This is a genomic window from Stutzerimonas xanthomarina DSM 18231 (genome assembly GCF_900129835.1).
In the GTDB taxonomy this organism is placed as follows: Bacteria; Pseudomonadota; Gammaproteobacteria; order Pseudomonadales; family Pseudomonadaceae; genus Stutzerimonas; species Stutzerimonas xanthomarina.
The window spans coordinates 724,165-740,102 of record NZ_FQXA01000002.1 but is presented as its reverse complement, the minus strand read 5'-3'; the positions used below and the strand labels follow the sequence as shown (position 1 = coordinate 740,102).

The 15,938-nt window shown below is 58.0% G+C and carries 19 protein-coding genes; 11 read left to right on the top strand and 8 right to left on the bottom strand.

The genetic code is table 11. The features are described 5' to 3' along the window. Window positions 1-6: 6 nt before the first annotated feature. Window positions 7-1,692, top strand: coding sequence for a 30S ribosomal protein S1 (gene rpsA / locus BUE09_RS07695; protein WP_073300185.1), 1,686 nt, complete (start codon window positions 7-9; stop codon window positions 1,690-1,692). Between the two features lie 140 nt (window positions 1,693-1,832). Here rpsA and BUE09_RS07690 read toward each other — a convergent pair whose 3' ends face one another. Further along, window positions 1,833-2,276: a MarR family winged helix-turn-helix transcriptional regulator gene (locus BUE09_RS07690; protein WP_073300183.1), complete on the bottom strand. Its 444-nt coding sequence runs from the start codon at window positions 2,274-2,276 to the stop codon at window positions 1,833-1,835. A gap of 79 nt (window positions 2,277-2,355) precedes the next feature. Between BUE09_RS07690 and BUE09_RS07685 the strand changes: the two genes are divergently transcribed. Together BUE09_RS07685 and BUE09_RS07680 are read left to right on the top strand one after the other, a co-directional pair. After that, on the top strand, window positions 2,356-3,522 hold the full coding sequence (locus BUE09_RS07685) for an aminotransferase-like domain-containing protein (protein WP_073300181.1): 1,167 nt from the start codon (window positions 2,356-2,358) through the stop codon (window positions 3,520-3,522). Between the two features lie 34 nt (window positions 3,523-3,556). Beyond that, window positions 3,557-4,162 carry a glutathione S-transferase family protein gene (locus BUE09_RS07680; protein ID WP_073300179.1) on the top strand — a complete coding sequence of 202 codons (606 nt, stop codon included), beginning with the start codon at window positions 3,557-3,559 and terminating at the stop codon, window positions 4,160-4,162. A gap of 108 nt (window positions 4,163-4,270) precedes the next feature. Here BUE09_RS07680 and folE read toward each other — a convergent pair whose 3' ends face one another. From folE to BUE09_RS07660, 4 genes are all read right to left on the bottom strand, one after another. After that, entirely contained in the window at window positions 4,271-4,816 is a 546-nt protein-coding gene (gene folE / locus BUE09_RS07675; RefSeq protein WP_019339327.1) for a GTP cyclohydrolase I FolE, read from the bottom strand. Window positions 4,817-4,932: 116 nt separating this feature from the next. Further along, window positions 4,933-5,490, bottom strand: a complete 558-nt coding sequence (locus BUE09_RS07670) for a Smr/MutS family protein (RefSeq protein WP_073300177.1) — start codon at window positions 5,488-5,490, stop codon at window positions 4,933-4,935. 94 nt (window positions 5,491-5,584) lie between these two features. Then, the gene (locus BUE09_RS20095) at window positions 5,585-5,902 is read right to left on the bottom strand and encodes a hypothetical protein (RefSeq protein WP_073300175.1); all 318 of its coding nucleotides are present in this window, start codon (window positions 5,900-5,902) and stop codon (window positions 5,585-5,587) included. Between the two features lie 226 nt (window positions 5,903-6,128). After that, entirely contained in the window at window positions 6,129-6,722 is a 594-nt protein-coding gene (locus BUE09_RS07660) for a cysteine hydrolase family protein (protein ID WP_073300172.1), read from the bottom strand. Window positions 6,723-6,914: 192 nt separating this feature from the next. Here BUE09_RS07660 and prmB point away from each other — a divergent pair, with 192 nt between their 5' ends. Beyond that, the gene (gene prmB / locus BUE09_RS07655; RefSeq protein ID WP_073300170.1) at window positions 6,915-7,835 is read left to right on the top strand and encodes a 50S ribosomal protein L3 N(5)-glutamine methyltransferase; all 921 of its coding nucleotides are present in this window, start codon (window positions 6,915-6,917) and stop codon (window positions 7,833-7,835) included. 25 nt (window positions 7,836-7,860) lie between these two features. On the opposite strand, the gene BUE09_RS07650 is transcribed toward prmB, so the two are convergent. Both BUE09_RS07650 and BUE09_RS07645 read right to left on the bottom strand, forming a co-directional pair. Then, window positions 7,861-8,649, bottom strand: a complete 789-nt coding sequence (locus BUE09_RS07650) for a hypothetical protein (protein WP_073300168.1) — start codon at window positions 8,647-8,649, stop codon at window positions 7,861-7,863. A gap of 66 nt (window positions 8,650-8,715) precedes the next feature. After that, entirely contained in the window at window positions 8,716-9,681 is a 966-nt protein-coding gene (locus BUE09_RS07645; RefSeq protein ID WP_073300166.1) for an alpha/beta hydrolase, read from the bottom strand. A 150-nt stretch (window positions 9,682-9,831) separates the two neighbouring features. Between BUE09_RS07645 and aroC the strand changes: the two genes are divergently transcribed. From aroC to BUE09_RS07615, 6 genes are all read left to right on the top strand, one after another. Then, complete coding sequence (gene aroC, locus BUE09_RS07640; protein ID WP_073300164.1) at window positions 9,832-10,923, top strand: chorismate synthase; 1,092 nt, start codon at window positions 9,832-9,834, stop codon at window positions 10,921-10,923. An 85-nt stretch (window positions 10,924-11,008) separates the two neighbouring features. After that, on the top strand, window positions 11,009-12,160 hold the full coding sequence (locus BUE09_RS07635) for an MFS transporter (RefSeq protein ID WP_073300162.1): 1,152 nt from the start codon (window positions 11,009-11,011) through the stop codon (window positions 12,158-12,160). Between the two features lie 78 nt (window positions 12,161-12,238). Further along, window positions 12,239-12,784, top strand: coding sequence for an acireductone dioxygenase (locus BUE09_RS07630; protein ID WP_073300160.1), 546 nt, complete (start codon window positions 12,239-12,241; stop codon window positions 12,782-12,784). 131 nt (window positions 12,785-12,915) lie between these two features. Then, window positions 12,916-13,224 (top strand): hexameric tyrosine-coordinated heme protein, encoded by a 309-nt coding sequence (locus BUE09_RS07625; RefSeq protein WP_083380724.1) that lies wholly within the window; start codon window positions 12,916-12,918, stop codon window positions 13,222-13,224. A 158-nt stretch (window positions 13,225-13,382) separates the two neighbouring features. Further along, window positions 13,383-13,592, top strand: coding sequence for a PLD nuclease N-terminal domain-containing protein (locus tag BUE09_RS07620; RefSeq protein ID WP_019339318.1), 210 nt, complete (start codon window positions 13,383-13,385; stop codon window positions 13,590-13,592). A gap of 3 nt (window positions 13,593-13,595) precedes the next feature. Next, window positions 13,596-13,787 (top strand): PLDc N-terminal domain-containing protein, encoded by a 192-nt coding sequence (locus BUE09_RS07615; protein ID WP_073300158.1) that lies wholly within the window; start codon window positions 13,596-13,598, stop codon window positions 13,785-13,787. A gap of 94 nt (window positions 13,788-13,881) precedes the next feature. Here the strand turns inward: BUE09_RS07615 and BUE09_RS07610 are convergent, their stop codons facing one another. After that, on the bottom strand, window positions 13,882-14,796 hold the full coding sequence (locus tag BUE09_RS07610) for a DNA-3-methyladenine glycosylase family protein (protein WP_073300340.1): 915 nt from the start codon (window positions 14,794-14,796) through the stop codon (window positions 13,882-13,884). Window positions 14,797-14,952: 156 nt separating this feature from the next. On the opposite strand from BUE09_RS07610, the gene speE reads away from it, so the two are divergent. Further along, a complete protein-coding gene (speE, locus tag BUE09_RS07605) occupies window positions 14,953-15,813 on the top strand; it encodes a polyamine aminopropyltransferase (protein ID WP_073300156.1) in 861 nt (286 codons plus the stop codon). The last annotated feature ends 125 nt before the right edge of the window (window positions 15,814-15,938 follow it).

Genomic DNA, 15,938 nt, shown 5'->3' with positions numbered 1-15,938 from the left:
ATAAACATGAGCGAAAGCTTTGCAGAACTTTTTGAAGAAAGCCTAAAAACCCTCGACATGCAGCCGGGTGCGATCATCACCGGCATCGTGGTCGACATCGACGGTGACTGGGTCACTGTTCATGCCGGTCTGAAGTCCGAGGGCGTCATCCCGGTCGAGCAGTTCTACAACGAGCAGGGCGAGCTGACCATCAGCGTGGGTGACGAAGTTCACGTTGCGCTGGACGCGGTTGAAGATGGCTTCGGTGAAACCAAGCTGTCCCGCGAAAAAGCCAAGCGTGCCGAGTGCTGGATTGTTCTGGAAGCGGCTTTCGCAGCTGAGGAAGTGGTCAAGGGCGTTATCAACGGTAAGGTTAAGGGCGGCTTCACTGTCGACGTTAACGGCATCCGTGCGTTCCTGCCAGGTTCCCTGGTTGATGTCCGTCCAGTGCGTGATACCACTCACCTGGAAGGCAAGGAACTCGAGTTCAAGGTCATCAAGCTTGACCAGAAGCGCAACAACATTGTCGTTTCCCGTCGTAGCGTCCTGGAAGCTGAAAACAGCGCCGAGCGTGAAGCTCTGCTGGAATCGCTCCAGGAAGGCCAGCAGGTCAAAGGTATCGTCAAGAACCTCACAGATTACGGCGCGTTCGTGGATCTGGGCGGCGTAGACGGCCTGCTGCACATCACCGACATGGCCTGGAAGCGCATCAAGCATCCGTCGGAGATCGTCAACGTTGGTGACGAGATCGATGTCAAGGTACTGAAATTCGACCGCGAGCGTAACCGCGTATCGCTGGGTCTGAAGCAGCTGGGTGAAGACCCATGGGTTGCTATCAAGGCTCGCTATCCGGAAAACACCCGCGTCGTGGCTCGCGTCACCAACCTCACCGACTACGGCTGCTTTGCCGAGCTGGAAGAGGGTGTCGAAGGCCTGGTACACGTTTCCGAAATGGACTGGACCAACAAGAACATTCACCCGTCGAAGGTCGTTCAGGTCGGCGACGAAGTGGAAGTCATGGTTCTGGACATCGACGAAGAGCGTCGTCGTATCTCCTTGGGTATCAAGCAGTGCAAGTCCAACCCATGGGAAGACTTCTCTGGCCAGTTCAACAAGGGCGACCGCATCTCCGGCACCATCAAGTCGATCACCGATTTCGGTATCTTCATTGGTCTGGACGGCGGCATCGACGGTCTGGTTCACCTGTCCGACATCTCTTGGAATGAAGCTGGCGAAGAAGCCGTACGTCGCTTCAAGAAGGGCGACGAGCTGGATACCGTCATCCTGTCGGTCGATCCGGAGCGTGAGCGCATCTCCCTGGGCATCAAGCAGCTGGAAGACGATCCGTTCTCCAACTACGCCGCCGTCAATGACAAGGGCAGCATCGTTCGCGGCACCGTGAAAGAAGTTGACGCCAAGGGCGCCATCATCGATCTGGGCAACGACATCGAAGCGACCCTGAAAGCGTCCGAAATCAGCCGTGACCGCGTTGAAGACGCGCGCAACGTTCTGAAAGAAGGCGAAGAAGTCGAAGCCAAGATCATCAGCATCGACCGTAAGAGCCGCGTTATCAGCTTGTCCATCAAGTCGAAAGACGTTGAAGACGAGAAGGACGCGATGAAGGAACTGCGTACCAAGCAGGACGTAGAACCGACTGCCGGTCCGACCACCATCGGTGATCTGATTCGCGCACAAATGGAAAACCAGAACTAAGTTCTGTAATCCATTGAAAAAGGGCGACTTCGGTCGCCCTTTTTTGTGTCTGTGTCCCGTCCTGAATAAGATTTACACCTTCGTCTTATTCATAGAGAGAACGCTCATGACGGAAGGTGCGCGACGCCGCCAGAGGTTGATTAGTCTCGAACAGCACCGCCCGCCAACGCCTGGTTCACCGCTAGCCAACCGGCTACTGCTTCCTCTCCCGCTTGCTTGAATGCCCGTTCGAGTAGGCGTACCTGTTCCCGTCTAAGTGCCTGCTCCAGCTTGGCACCTTCGGCTGTGAAGCGCAGCATGCGCTTGCGCTTGTCGTCATCGGCCGTCCTGCTTTCTACCAGATGCATTTCGATCAGCTGTCGTAACGGTATATTCAATGCTTGCTTGCTGACCCCTAGGTAGCCGAGTAGCTCCTTCACGCTGAGGTCTGGATAGCCTGCGATAAAAAACAGGATCCGGTGATGCACCCGGGACAGTCCGCGTCGAGCAAGCATCTCGTCCGGCCTGACCGTAAAGGCCTGATAGCCCAGAAAGAAACTCTCCATGATCTGGCGCTGGACGCTACTTTTTTTTAGGTCAGGCATATTGACGTATTCACAATTGGAGGCGTAATTTCAGTCAAGCAGTTTGACTCATATATCTTATCCCTGCATCTGGTGCTTCATGGTTTTCTCCGAACGCGTCGACCGCCTGAAAAGCTCGCTGATCCGTGAAATTCTTGCCGCTGCGCAGCGCCCTGAAGTGATGTCGTTTGCCGGAGGATTGCCCGCTGAATCGATGTTGCCCAAGCTCGAGTGGGTTCAGATGCCAGCGAGCATGGGTCAGTACGGCATGAGCGAAGGCGAGCCTGCATTGCGCGAAGCCATCGCCGCGGAAGCGCGCGCGCTCGGTGTCGGCTGTTCGGCCAGCCAGGTGCTGATTGTCAGCGGATCACAGCAAACCCTGGATTTGGCATCGAAGCTGTTCATTGACTGCGGCACCGAAGTATTGCTTGAGGCGCCGACTTATCTGGCTGCGCTACAGGTATTTCAGTTATTCGGTGCCAATTGCCTGGCGGTACCGCAGGAAGCCGATGGGCCATCGCTGGCGGCGCTGCGCCAACGGCTGGAACAGCACAAGCCTGTTTTTGCCTACCTGATTCCGACGTTTCAGAATCCTTCAGCGGTTCGCTATAGCGAAGAAAAACGCGACGCGGTGGCGGCGCTCCTTGATGAATTTAATGTGACTCTGATCGAGGATGAGCCCTATCGTGAGCTGGTCTTCGATGGCGGCAGCGCCCGGCCCATTGTCAGTCGGATGCGTAAGGCAAGTTGGATTTACACCGGGACGGTTTCCAAGACATTGCTACCGGGGCTGCGTGTTGGCTATCTGATTGCAACGCCAGACCTGTTCCCTTATCTGTTACGTCTGAAGCAGTCAGCCGACCTACATACCAATCGCGTCGGTCAGTGGCAGGCGCTGCAATGGCTCGGCAGCGATCAATATCGGTTGCATCTGGCTGAGCTGCGTAGTTTCTACCGGTTGCGCCGTGATGCGATGCAGGCTGCGCTGATGGAGCATTTCGCCGATCTTGCCGATTGGCTGGTTCCGCAGGGTGGACTATTTTTCTGGCTGCAGCTGAAACAACCGATCGACACCCGAACGCTGCTCGATTCCGCACTGGCGCGGGACGTAGTGTTCATGCCTGGCGAGCCATTCTTCGTCGACCCCGTGCAAAATCTCGGATATCTGCGGCTCAACTTCAGTCATGTTGCGCCAGAGCGTCTTGATGAAGGTGTCCGCCGCCTCGCGTGTGTGATCCGCGAGGCGCTGGTGGTCGAAGCGGCATAGTTCAGGTGCGGTGGCTGCACCGCTGGAGGCAAAGATGACATACAAGGTGTACGGCGACCTACGGTCCGGCAATTGCTACAAGGTGAAGCTGATGCTGCACTTGCTGGGACGAGCGTATGAGTGGATTCCCGTGGATATCCTGCGCGGTGAAAGCCGCGAGCCTGCGTTTCTGAAAAAGAATCCCAACGGCAAGATACCGGTACTCGAACTGCAAGATGGAACCTGCCTATGGGAATCGAATGCGATTCTCAACTTCCTTGCGGATGGGAGTGAGTTTCTGCCAACCGACGCTCGGTTGCGGACCCAAGTCCTGCAGTGGCAATTCTTCGAGCAGTACAGCCATGAACCCTTCATTGCTGTCGCGCGCTTCATCAAGGTCTATCTAGGATTGCCTGATGATCGTCTTGATGAATATGCGGCCAAGCAGCTGGACGGCTATCACGCGCTCGATGTAATGGAACAACAACTGCTACGCACACCATATCTGGTCGGCGAGCATTACTCGATTGCTGATGTCGCGCTCTATGCTTATACCCATGTAGCCGAGGAGGGTGGTTTCAGCCTGGAACGGTATCCGGCCATCAATGCCTGGCTGCAGCGTGTGGCCGGTCATCCACGCCATGTCGGGATGTTTGAATAAAGCAAAGACGAAAAGCGGCTGAGTGGCGGGAGGCTGGACGAAAAGCAGCAGCAATAGCATCGCAGGCATCTGGAATGCATACAGGTCGCCTGATGCCTCACGCCATCGTTATCTGACTAGACCGAGAAATTCGCCACGGGTAGCGGCATTTTCGCGGAATTGCCCAAGCATGACCGAAGTGACCATCGAAGAATTCTGCTTCTCGACGCCGCGCATCATCATGCACATGTGCTGCGCTTCAATGACGACCGCCACGCCCCAGGCGCCGGTAACCGTCTGAATCGCCTCGGCGATCTCTCGCGTGAGGTTTTCCTGAATTTGCAGGCGGCGAGCGTACATGTCGACGATCCGGGCGACTTTCGACAGGCCGAGCACTTTGCCGTTTGGTAAATAGGCGACATGGGCCTTGCCGATGAAGGGCAGCATATGGTGTTCGCACAACGAGTAGAGCTCGATGTTCTTCACTAGCACCATTTCGCTGTTGTCGGAGCTAAAAAGCGCACCGTTGGTGACTTCTTCCAGCGTTTGCTGATAGCCCTTGCACAGGTACTGCATGGCTTTGGCAGCGCGCTTGGGCGTATCGAGCAGGCCCTCACGGTTGACGTCCTCACCCAGCTGGCTGAGGATTTCGGTGTAATGTGTTTCCAGAGACATTTGACTACCTGTCAGGCTTGCAAATAAGCGCGAGTGCGAAGGTTAGGGGCTCGACGGCTGGGCTGCAAGCAGCACGGGTCGCAGTAGGTCTGATCGAGGGAGACAGCGGCGCCGGGTTACTCGTCGCGACCTTCGAGCATGGTTCGTTTGAGGATCACATACACCGCGCCGGTCCCGCCATGTCTCGGTACGCAAGAGGCGAAGCCCAACACCTGGGGGTGCTGGCGTAACCAGGTATTGACGTGGCTTTTGATCAGCGGACGCTTGCCGTCTTTTCGTGCGGCCTTTCCATGGGTCACGCGCGCGCAGCGAACCTCAAGCCTGCACGCTTCGGCGAGAAAATCCCAGAGTAGCTCGCGGGCTTTCTCGACGCTCAGCCCATGCAGGTCCAGGCTGCCCTCGAACGGAATTTGGCCGGCTTTCAGCTTGCGCATCTGACTCTCCTGGACGCCATCTCGCACCCAGTACAGTTCATCTTCAGCGGCTACATCAATTACAAACTGGTCTGAAAGCCCGTCGATCCGGGTTTCGCCGTCGCTGGTCGAGGCGTTGGCACGCAGCGTGGCTATCTGCGCTCTGTTGCTGCGTGGTTTGCCAGTCTCAGCCCGATCATGCTCAATCGGCTTGACACCACGCACAGCTGATCTGAACAGGGAAAAATCATCTTCTTGCATGAGGCCTCCGCATTAGCCGGCCATTTTATCGCAAAGCGTCTGTCCTGAGCCGCTTCCCTTCTCGCCGGCGGTAGGGGAAGGCGGTCTCGGCACCTCAACGTCTTTTTTTCAGGCGCGGCGACAAACTCAACCCGCTCGGGCCCTGCATGCGGCGACGAGCTCGGTGTCGGATGAATACTCCAAGCAGCAGCAGACCCAGGCCTAAGGTCAATAATGTCACTGCGGCTTCTTTATTCAAGGACATGCTGGCAAAGAGCTCAATACCGCTAAACAGTGACGCAACGCCAGTAGCGGTGATGATCACGCCAGAGATGATCAGTAGCAGGCCGAGTGCTGCGCCAAGGCGCGATCCCCAGCTTCGATGTTGGCGAGGGCGGAGGCGGCGAGCATCGAATCCATCGGTTCGTTTCATTCCGGTTAGCTCCTCAAAAACGGCTGTCAGGCCGTTAAAAACATAGGCGTGGCTGGCAGGGCGAAAGCAGCCGAAGCAGCGGAGTCCAGCCGTACTACATGATCATCCTGCAATTACTCAAGCGACCCGCTTGCCAAGGCAGGCCGTATTACAGTTGCCTGTGCAGCCTGGTATCGTCCGGCCAGTCTATTCAGTTCCAGCGAAGGCTTTTCGGTTGGGCAGTGGGTTATATCAATGCCCGGGCATCATCTACGCAAACCGCGAAGTTGTCCGCGAGAATGGTCATCTCCATCCGGTGCACCTCTGCGGCTGCGATGGTCCCGTCACCCATCGGCAGATCGCGGGTGGCGCAGGCGTTGTCAACGAGTGTGCAGCGATACCCGTAATCCTTCGCGGCACGCACAGTCGTACTCACGCTTGAGTGGGTCATGAATCCGCAAACAATAAGGTCGAGGCGACCATGCTGCTGCAGCAGTTCATGTAGCTCGGTGCCGGCAAATGCGTTGGGCAGCGTCTTGCCAATCACGGTTTCGCCTGGAAGCGGCGCTGCTTCCGGCATGATCTGACCGCGCAATCCCTGAGGATCGAACAGTCCGCCTGGAATGCCCAAGTGGTGAACATGCACGATGGGCGCGCCGGCCGTACGGGCTGCGCTCAACAGTTTGCTGATCTGCTCAAGCGCCGAACCCAGATTCGGCAATGCCAGTGTCCCCGTCCGGTACTCTTCCTGAACGTCGATGACGACAAGGGTCGCATTGGCCAGAGTTGCCGGTGCATAACTGCGGCCACTGAGCTGAAGCATGGTCTGTGGCTTGGACATGACTGACTCCTTGTTCTGAGAGGGGCATGATTGTGGCGCCAGTCGCGCAAGATGTGAACAGCCAATAGATGATGAATTGGTCAGATAGCTCGGTGTTCTGGGCGTTATGCCACCACGCTTCGCCTTCAAAGCCCGCCAAATGAGCGTCCCCATAAGCTAGACTTTCTCCCCCTTTTAAGAGGAGATGCCCCCGTGACTGCTTCGCCTTCCCGTCTGCGTACCTTGCGTGATCATATTCGCTGGGCTGTCAGCCGCTTCCATGCCGAGCACTTGTTTTTCGGCCACGGCACGGACAACGCTTGGGACGAGGCGCGCCAATTGGTACTCGGCGCCTTGCACTTGCCGTGGGAAATGGCCGACAGCTATCTCGATTGCCGGCTGGAAGACGATGAACGCGAGCATTTGCAGGTTTTGTTGCGCAGACGGATCGAGCAACGCGTGCCGACCGCCTATCTGCTAGGGCAGGCTTGGTTCTGCGGGCTGCCATTCATCGTCAACGATAACGTGCTGATTCCGCGCTCGCCGATCGGGCAGTTGATCGAGCGGCGCTTCGAACCTTGGTTGGCGAACGAGCCGGCACGGATTCTAGACCTGTGTACCGGCTCCGGTTGCATCGGCATTGCCTGTGCCTATGAATTCCTCGATGCCGAAGTGCTGTTGGCTGACCTGTCTTTCGAAGCGCTCGAAGTCGCCAGTTGCAACATCGAACAGCATGGTCTGGAGGATCGGGTCTATACCGTACACAGCGACGGGTTCGATGGGTTACCCAAGCAGCGCTTCGACCTGATCGTTTCCAATCCGCCTTATGTTGACGCCGAAGACTTCGCCGATATGCCCGCCGAGTTCCATCATGAGCCGGCACTGGGGTTGGCCTGTGGCGACGATGGACTCGATCTTGTACGGAGAATGTTGGCGGAAGCGGCAGACCACCTGACGGAGACCGGTACCCTCGTCGTCGAGGTCGGCAACAGCCAGGTGCATGTTGAAGCGCTTTATCCGGAAGTCGATTTTACCTGGCTTGAATTCACTGCCGGCGGGCATGGCGTATTTCTGCTTTCCGCGAGCCAGTGCCGGGACCACCAGGCGCTGTTCCGCGAGCGGCTTGTACGGTAGACGCTAGTCGAACAGGCCAGAAGCGTCAGCGGGTTGCGATCCAGATCAGCAGCCCGGCCTGAAACAGTGAGAACACGATAAGGCAGGCGATGGTGAAGCGGAGAGTACCGTCCTCACGGCGCAGCTTGTTCAGGCGCTCATGGGTATCGCGGATCCGATTTTCCTGTTCGAGCAGATTGCGGTCAGCCTGCTCGAGCATCGCCGCGGCGTCTCGCAACTCGATGACTTGCACCTTTTCGATATTCCAATCAGGCCGTAATGCACTAACCCTAGGTGCGCTGTAGGTTGCCTTGAGTTGCTGAGGCTCGGCATAAAGGACGTCGAACCCCTGACTCAGCAGGCAATGGTCGCGCCGCAAACGTGCGTCTTCGCCGGTTACATCCTTTACGGGCAGGGCACCGCCCTCTATTAGGTAATGCGACCATCGCTTCTGCGCCCACAGCACGCCCTGTGCCAGTAGAAAACGCCCGAGGCCGCGGTTTGCCAGTTCCACCCGAAGGCCTGAATCAGGTCCGAAGCGCAGCTCCTTGGCGCGATGGTCCGCCCATATCTCCAGCACATTGTGCTGCTTCGCGGTCAATTGGCCCGGTTGCCGTACGAATAGCTTTAACAGGCTTTGTTGTGGGGTGTGCCTCTCGACTTGAGCCAACTCCACGAACCTTAGCGGGCGCGCCCCTGTGTCGCGATCAGTTGGCAAGGGTGACAGACGAAGCAGTCGGAAACGATCCGGGGCAAGCTCGACCCAGGGATGCGGCTGTGGCGCAGCGCGCGTCTGGGCGTCGTTGTCATTAGTTTCGGTTTGGCTGTCGATCATCTCGGTGTCCATGAGCCTGAGCGGTAGACGTTGCAGCAGGCAAGGAGCGTATCGGCCGAAGAACAGTTAACTGGAGGGTGGCAATATGCTATGCATTTGCAGGAGCTGAGTGATCCGTTCCGGCAGTTCATTAGCGATAGGCAATTCAGGCTGGTTGTAAGTGCTGGTTTGCCGCTTGCGCTCTTGCGGCGTGATGCGCAACACGTGTCCCATGCCATTGATCATCGCCAGCTCGGCATCTGCTCTGGCCCGTTTCAAGGCTTGCGCATCTTCGCGGCTGACTTGGATGTCATGGGTGCCCTGAACAATCAAGGCAGGTGCTCTGGTATTGGCAAATGCATCGGCCGGATCCTGCTGGAACAGGGAGATCAAGTAAGGCTGAACGCTCGAGCGAAACAGCACCTGCAGTGAATCAGGCACCTGCTGATGAGTTCTTCCCGCATTAAGTTCATTGATCAGGTAGCTCGCGGTCGCCAGGAGCGAGGGTGGCAAGCGGCCCTGGAGCTGTGCTTGCAGCAGCGTACCGATGGGGCGACCGCTGCCGGCAACGCTGATCAATGCGGCAGGTTTCACGGCCGGCTCGGCCAGGCTGGCGATCAGTGCACCCTCGCTGTGGCCAATCAGCACGACCGCCGAAAACCGCGGATCGGCTTGCAATAGCCTTGACCAGGCCACTGCATCGTCGACGTAGTCATCCACCGTCAACTGGCTTTCGTCTGGCGCCACCGCCTGGCTCTGGCCGACTCCGCGCTTGTCGTAACGCAGGCTGGCAATGCCGCGTTTGGCCAATGCTTGTGCCAGCCGCTTGAGGCTGTCGTTGTGACCCAGAGGGTTGTTACCGTTGCGGTCGGTCGGCCCCGATCCGGCTATCAACAACGCGACCGGCAAGGGTGCGTCGGTCTTTGGCAGTAGCAGGCTGCCATAAAGACGGCCGTCGGAAACCTGCACGGTCATCCGCTGATTCAGCAGCGTCTGGGCGTGGACAAAGGATGGGATCATGACAAAAAACGCGAGTAGTAGAACGAAGCGCATAGGTAGAAACATCGACGAAACGGGTCGGATACGGAGCGGGCCGACGAGCGAGCGAGGGTGGCAGTATGCGCCGCCTCCTCAGGCAGCGAAACCTGCAGCGGCTCGGGTATACTTCCGCCCCCTCTTTAGGTTGATCGCGGAGCGCCCTGCATGTCCGGCAATACATACGGCAAGCTGTTCACCGTCACCACGGCTGGCGAAAGCCATGGGCCGGCACTGGTCGCGATCGTCGACGGCTGCCCGCCGGGCCTGGAGCTGAGCGTCGCCGATCTGCAGCGCGACCTTGATCGACGCAAGCCCGGCACCAGCCGGCATACCACCCAGCGCCAGGAAGCCGACGAGGTCGAGATTCTTTCTGGCGTGTTCGAAGGACGCACCACCGGTTGCCCGATTGGTTTGCTGATCCGCAACACCGATCAGAAATCCAAGGATTATTCGGCAATTAAAGACCAGTTCCGTCCCGCTCATGCCGACTACAGCTATCACCATAAATATGGCCTGCGTGATTATCGTGGAGGTGGTCGCAGCTCAGCCCGCGAAACGGCCATGCGCGTCGCAGCCGGTGCCATCGCCAAGAAATACCTGGCGACACTGGGCATTCAGGTGCGCGGCTACATGAGTCAGCTGGGCCCGATCGAAATCCCGTTCAAAACCTGGGACAGCGTCGAGCAGAACGCTTTTTTCAGTCCAGACCCGGATAAGGTCCCCGAGCTCGAAGCGTACATGGACCAGTTGCGTCGTGATCAGGATTCGGTTGGCGCGAAGGTCAGTGTGGTCGCCGAAGGTGTTCCGCCGGGACTTGGGGAGCCGATTTTCGACCGTCTCGATGCTGAACTGGCACATGCGCTGATGAGCATCAACGCAGTGAAGGGCGTAGAAATCGGTGCCGGCTTCGCCAGCATCGCCCAGCGCGGTACCGAGCACCGTGACGAGATGACGCCAGACGGCTTCCTGTCGAACAATGCAGGCGGCGTCCTGGGCGGCGTTTCTTCCGGCCAGCCGGTCATCGCGCATCTGGCGCTCAAACCTACGTCGAGCATTACTACTCCCGGCCGCTCCATTGATGTTGACGGCAATCCGGTTGAGGTCATCACCAAGGGTCGCCACGATCCATGCGTAGGTATCCGAGCCACGCCGATCGCCGAAGCGATGATGGCCATCGTTTTGCTGGATCATCTGCTGCGCCATCGCGGGCAGAATGCCGATGTGCTGGCGCGTACGCCGGTGTTGGGGCAGCTCTAAGTCTGCTGCTGGACGCCAGGATCTGGAAGCCGAGCGAAGCGCCCGTTCCTGCATCAAGTCGCTTCCAGCACCTGGCTTCTAACTTATGGCGGCTACCATTCCCTATTGGCGTCTGTCCGGTTTCTATTTCTTCTACTTTGCGCTGCTCGGTTCGGCGGCGCCGTTTCTCGGCCTCTATTTCGACTACCTTGGCTTTACTGCCGAGCGCATAGGCGAGCTGGTCGCCATTCCCATGCTGATGCGTTGTCTGGCACCGAATCTATGGGGCTGGCTGGGCGATGTTACGGGCAGGCGCCTGACGATTGTCCGTGTTGGTGCGGTCTGTACGTTGATTTCGTTCGGCTTGATCTTCTACAGCAAGAGTTACGCGTGGCTCGCCCTGGTGATGGCGCTGCATGCGTTCTTCTGGCATGCGGTGTTACCGCAGTTCGAGGTGATCACTCTGGCCCACTTGGGGGCGCAAACTGCTCGCTACAGCCAGATCCGCCTGTGGGGTAGCATCGGTTTTATCGCCGCTGTGGTGGGGCTTGGCGCGCTGTTCGAACATCTGAGTCTCGTCATTTTCCCCATAGCGGTTCTGACAATCATGATCGGGATCGTGATTAGCAGCGCCTGGGTGCCCAATGCAGTGCCGGCGGAGCACCCTGAGCTGGACGGGCAGGGTGGCTTTTTTCGCCAGCTTTGCCGTCCGGGTGTATTAGCGTTTTTCGTATGCGTCGGCCTAATGCAGGTGAGCCATGGCCCTTACTACACTTTTTTCTCCATTCATCTCGAAGCGCTCGGCTATGGCCGAGGCACTATCGGCCTGCTTTGGGCGCTAGGCGTTGTGGCAGAAATCCTGATCTTTCTGGTGATGGCGCGGCTGTTGGCGCGCTTTTCGTTGCGCCAGGTTCTCGCCGCGAGCTTCATGCTGGCTGCGCTACGCTGGTTGCTGCTGGGTACGCTGGCCGATCATCTGGAGGTGCTGCTGATTGCGCAGCTGATGCACGCGGCAACCTTCGGCAGTTTCCACGCGGCGGCCATTCATTTCGTCCAGCGCAGCTTCGGTCATCGCCAGCAGGGGCAGGGGCAAGCACTTTACGCGACCCTTGCAGGGGTCGGCGGTGCGCTGGGTGCGCTGTATTCCGGTTACAGCTGGGCCAGTCTCGGCCCCCTTTGGACCTTTGCTATCGCTAGCCTGGCCGCGCTGGTTGCAGCCGTTATCATCGCCATTCCTGTGCAGGGGAGTCGGGAATGACTGCCAGCGGCTGCCACTCTGCTGCCGAATCATCGATCAGACGCCGGGTCACTTATCGCCCGGCCGGGAGACAGCACTATGAGCATCCTCAGCGTCTATCACCAAAGCACGCCCGAACAACCCTTGAAGGTGCTCACGCATCACGAGGATATCGCCGTCACGCTGGCCGAGGCGGGGATGCATCTGGAGCGCTGGCAGGCCAGTAGCGTCATCGCTCCGAATGCCAGTGATGAAGCGTTGATCGCTGCTTATATGCCGCAGATCGACCGACTGATGAACGAGCGCGGTTATGCCAGCATGGATGTGCTCAGTTTGACCCGCGACCAATCCAGGCTGACCAAGCCGCACGTGCAAGAGCTGGAAGAGTGCGCCCTGCCTGGCGATCAGGTACATCTTTTCGTTGCCGGATACGGGCTGTTCAACCTGCATGTTGAGGACAAGGTCTATGCCGTACTGTGCGAGAAGGGTGACCTGATCCTGATACCTGCGGGCGTTCGTCATTGGTTCGACAAGGGTGAATGTCCGCACCTGATCGCCATTTGCTTGTTCAATAACCCACAAGCCCGTGTCCCGCAGTATACCGGCGACGATATTGCGAGCCGCTTTCCGCGCCTGGACGATTGAACCAGCGTTATCGTTCCAAAGGTGTATTGCGCACGCTTTCGCTATGGGTCATTAATGCTTCGACTGCAGCAGATGCTGGCAGTCCGTAATCACTAAAGCTGCTTACGCCCGACTGGGAAATTGGAGAAACAATGACTATTAAATGCACAACTGCAATCGGTATTGCTGTTCTTGTTCTGGGCTTGCCCCTTTCACTTCAGGCTCAGGACAAGGCGCCTGAGCGCTGGTTGCCGAACCTGATTACTGAAACACCGCAGGAAGGCTTCGAGCTGGCTGTCAAGCTTTCCAGAATGGGTGTCAAAAGTACCCAGCCAGACAAGGAGGTGCTGTTTCGCGAGCGTGCGAAATACGCACAGAACGGTGAGGCATTGATGCACGCTTCTGAAGTGGTTGCCATCCACTTCCAGACCGTTGCGGCAGCGAACAGCTACTGGAAATAGGCCTCCCGCTTTTTCTCCCGCACGGGTCGTAGGCGTCTCCGGGGCAGTGTGCGGTTCTTTACGACGGTTGTCCGTGCAGTCCGCTGCCGCCGGCAAGCCTGAACCTTCAAGCCTGCCCGGCATCCAAATTGCGAACCCATCGTAATGAGGAATCACCCATGACCGATGCCTTCGGCGGTATTTTCGGCCTGCTTATCCTGGCACTGGATATCTGGGCCATCGTCAGTGTGGTGCGTAGCGACAGCAGTACTGGCAAAAAGGCAATGTGGGTGCTGTTGATCGTCATCCTGCCAGTATTGGGCCTGATTATCTGGGGCATCATGGGGCCGCGTGGTAACCGGCCGGATGAGCGCAATCTGAGGCCCTGACGCGTGGAAGCCTGGAGTACGCTGCTGGCATTGACCGTGTTGGTAGCCGACGTGGTAGCCATTGTGCAGATCTGGCGAAGTCGTATCGAAGCCGGACGCAAGATCATCTGGAGTCTTGTCGTCGTACTGTTGCCAGTCGTCGGGCTGATCATGTGGTTCGTTGCCGCCGGACATTTCGCCAAAGTCAGGTTGTAAATGCGCGTTGCGGTCGAATTTACCGCTTGCGGTCGATGGTACGTGGAGTTCCTAAGGCTTTGGCCCACGATCACCGATCAGCGCCCTGTGTCAGTTACTGGCGAGGCTTCATTGGCTTAGCCTGTCCATAGACAGCCGTATAACCCTCCCAAATATGCACAGCGGCGTAGGCCCGTAAGGGTCGCCAGGCTTGTGACCGGGCGAGCAACTCTTTGGCGGTGATTCCAGCGCTTCCCCATACGGGCGATTTCAATAGGCCAAGGTCTGCGGCTGGAAAGGCGTCTTTCTCCCCGAATCCGCGCAGTGCAATGTATTCAGCCGTCCATGGGCCAATACCAGGAAGAAGGCATAGTCGGCTGACCAGTGCGTTTGCTCCGTCGTCGACACGTAACTCAAGCGCACCGTTAGCCACCGCAGCGGACAATTGTTGCAGTGCCGCCACCCGCTTGCCGGGCATGCCGATGTTTTCCAGGGCCGCGTTGGCTAGCGTTTGTGGGCTGGGAAACAGCTTGGTCAACGCGTCATTTCGATCGGCAGTCAGGCAAGGCCATTCTTCGCCAAGCCGCTCGACCAGGCGTCGGGTAATGGTCACAGCTGCCTTTACGGAAACCTGTTGGCCGACGATCGCTCGCACGGCTTGCTCGAACGGATCGAAGGCGCTGGGCAAGCGCAATCCTGGGTTGGCAGCGACCTGTGGTCCGAGCTGTGGGTCGGCTGCAAAATGCCGCGTTATGGCTACTGGGTCGCTATCAAGATCAAACATCTTTCGAACACGCACCGCCAATGCCGCGGCGTGTTTCGCCATCGAATCGCTGATGCTGAGCTCAAGAGCAGGTTGTGCCGACAGCGGTCGTATGCTGATCCATCCGACATCAGCACCGATGCGCACGGTGCGGCTGTAACGCTCGGGTTCCAACGCCTCGACGCCGGGGAGCAGGCGCAATTCAAAGTGTTGATGAAACTGGGACCAGCTCCATGGAGCGATGTAGCGAAGATGGATTGAGATCATTGTTAGACAATAGCCAACACTGATGGGGCTGTCTTCACCAAACGCGCTTTGAAAGCGATATGTTCCACCTGCCATAAGACCAAAGTAGAATGCGCCTCTTTGTCACTGGGCCGTCTGCGAGGCCTGTCTGTTAAGCCATCCATCCGGGAGACACCCATGAGCGACTTTCAGGAAACTCTCTACGAGGGATACGGCCAGCGCTTCAGTATCGACAAGATGCTGCACGACGTGCGCACCGAGCATCAGCATCTGGTTATCTTCGAGAACGCCCGTATGGGCCGTGTGATGGCACTCGATGGAGTCATCCAGACCACCGAGGCAGACGAATTCATCTATCACGAGATGCTCGCGCACGTACCGATCCTGGGTCATGGCCTGGCGCGGCGGGTGCTGATTATCGGCGGTGGGGACGGCGGCATGCTGCGTGAGGTGGCCAAGCACCGGGATGTCGAGAGTATCACCATGGTCGAATTCGACGGCGCTCTGGTGGACGTGTGCAAGGAGTTTTTGCCGGAGCATTCCAAGGGAGCGTTCGATGATTCCCGGTTGAATCTGGTCATCGATGACGGCATGCGCTTCGTGGCGACCACCGACGAGAAGTTCGACGTGATCATCTCCGACTCGACCGATCCCGTTGGGCAAGGCGAGGCCCTGTTCTCGGAAAGCTTCTATCAGGCGTGCCGTCGCTGCCTCAACGAGGGTGGCATTCTTGTCACGCAGAACGGCACTCCATTCATGCAGTTGGCTGAGGTGCAGACCACCGCCAAGCGGATGGCGGGTCTGTTTCCTGACTGGCATTTCTACCAGGCTGCGGTACCGGCCTATATCGGTGGCGCCATGACGTTCGCCTGGGGTGCCTGCGATGCCGATAGCCGCAAGCTGTCGCTGGAAACCCTGTGTCAGCGTTTCGCTGGCAGTGGAATCGTGACCCGTTATTACAACCCGCACATTCATATTGGCGCGTTTGCGCTGCCACAGTACGTGTTGCAGGCTATCAGCAAGCCCAGCAACGGCTGAATCAATCAGGGCGCTGCAACAGGTTTTTTCAGCGCCCTGATTGGCTCCGTTCAGGCCAGCCGCGATCGTGCGGTTTCAGTCTCCCGTTGCGGAGGCGGTTTATACGTCGTATGTTCCAGTGGCAG

Excerpts from the sequence above, each read along its gene's own strand:
- rpsA (WP_073300185.1), top strand. The coding sequence starts at position 7 with ATGAGCGAAAGCTTTGCAGAACTTTTTGAAGAAAGCCTAAAAACCCTC.
- BUE09_RS07690 (WP_073300183.1), bottom strand. The coding sequence starts at position 2,276 with ATGCCTGACCTAAAAAAAAGTAGCGTCCAGCGCCAGATCATGGAGAGT.
- BUE09_RS07685 (WP_073300181.1), top strand. The coding sequence starts at position 2,356 with ATGGTTTTCTCCGAACGCGTCGACCGCCTGAAAAGCTCGCTGATCCGT.
- BUE09_RS07680 (WP_073300179.1), top strand. The coding sequence starts at position 3,557 with ATGACATACAAGGTGTACGGCGACCTACGGTCCGGCAATTGCTACAAG.
- folE (WP_019339327.1), bottom strand. The coding sequence starts at position 4,816 with ATGTCTCTGGAAACACATTACACCGAAATCCTCAGCCAGCTGGGTGAG.
- BUE09_RS07670 (WP_073300177.1), bottom strand. The coding sequence starts at position 5,490 with ATGCAAGAAGATGATTTTTCCCTGTTCAGATCAGCTGTGCGTGGTGTC.
- BUE09_RS20095 (WP_073300175.1), bottom strand. The coding sequence starts at position 5,902 with ATGAAACGAACCGATGGATTCGATGCTCGCCGCCTCCGCCCTCGCCAA.
- BUE09_RS07660 (WP_073300172.1), bottom strand. The coding sequence starts at position 6,722 with ATGTCCAAGCCACAGACCATGCTTCAGCTCAGTGGCCGCAGTTATGCA.
- BUE09_RS07650 (WP_073300168.1), bottom strand. The coding sequence starts at position 8,649 with ATGATCGACAGCCAAACCGAAACTAATGACAACGACGCCCAGACGCGC.
- BUE09_RS07645 (WP_073300166.1), bottom strand. The coding sequence starts at position 9,681 with ATGCGCTTCGTTCTACTACTCGCGTTTTTTGTCATGATCCCATCCTTT.
- aroC (WP_073300164.1), top strand. The coding sequence starts at position 9,832 with ATGTCCGGCAATACATACGGCAAGCTGTTCACCGTCACCACGGCTGGC.
- BUE09_RS07635 (WP_073300162.1), top strand. The coding sequence starts at position 11,009 with ATGGCGGCTACCATTCCCTATTGGCGTCTGTCCGGTTTCTATTTCTTC.
- BUE09_RS07630 (WP_073300160.1), top strand. The coding sequence starts at position 12,239 with ATGAGCATCCTCAGCGTCTATCACCAAAGCACGCCCGAACAACCCTTG.
- BUE09_RS07625 (WP_083380724.1), top strand. The coding sequence starts at position 12,916 with ATGACTATTAAATGCACAACTGCAATCGGTATTGCTGTTCTTGTTCTG.
- BUE09_RS07620 (WP_019339318.1), top strand. The coding sequence starts at position 13,383 with ATGACCGATGCCTTCGGCGGTATTTTCGGCCTGCTTATCCTGGCACTG.
- BUE09_RS07610 (WP_073300340.1), bottom strand. The coding sequence starts at position 14,796 with ATGATCTCAATCCATCTTCGCTACATCGCTCCATGGAGCTGGTCCCAG.
- speE (WP_073300156.1), top strand. The coding sequence starts at position 14,953 with ATGAGCGACTTTCAGGAAACTCTCTACGAGGGATACGGCCAGCGCTTC.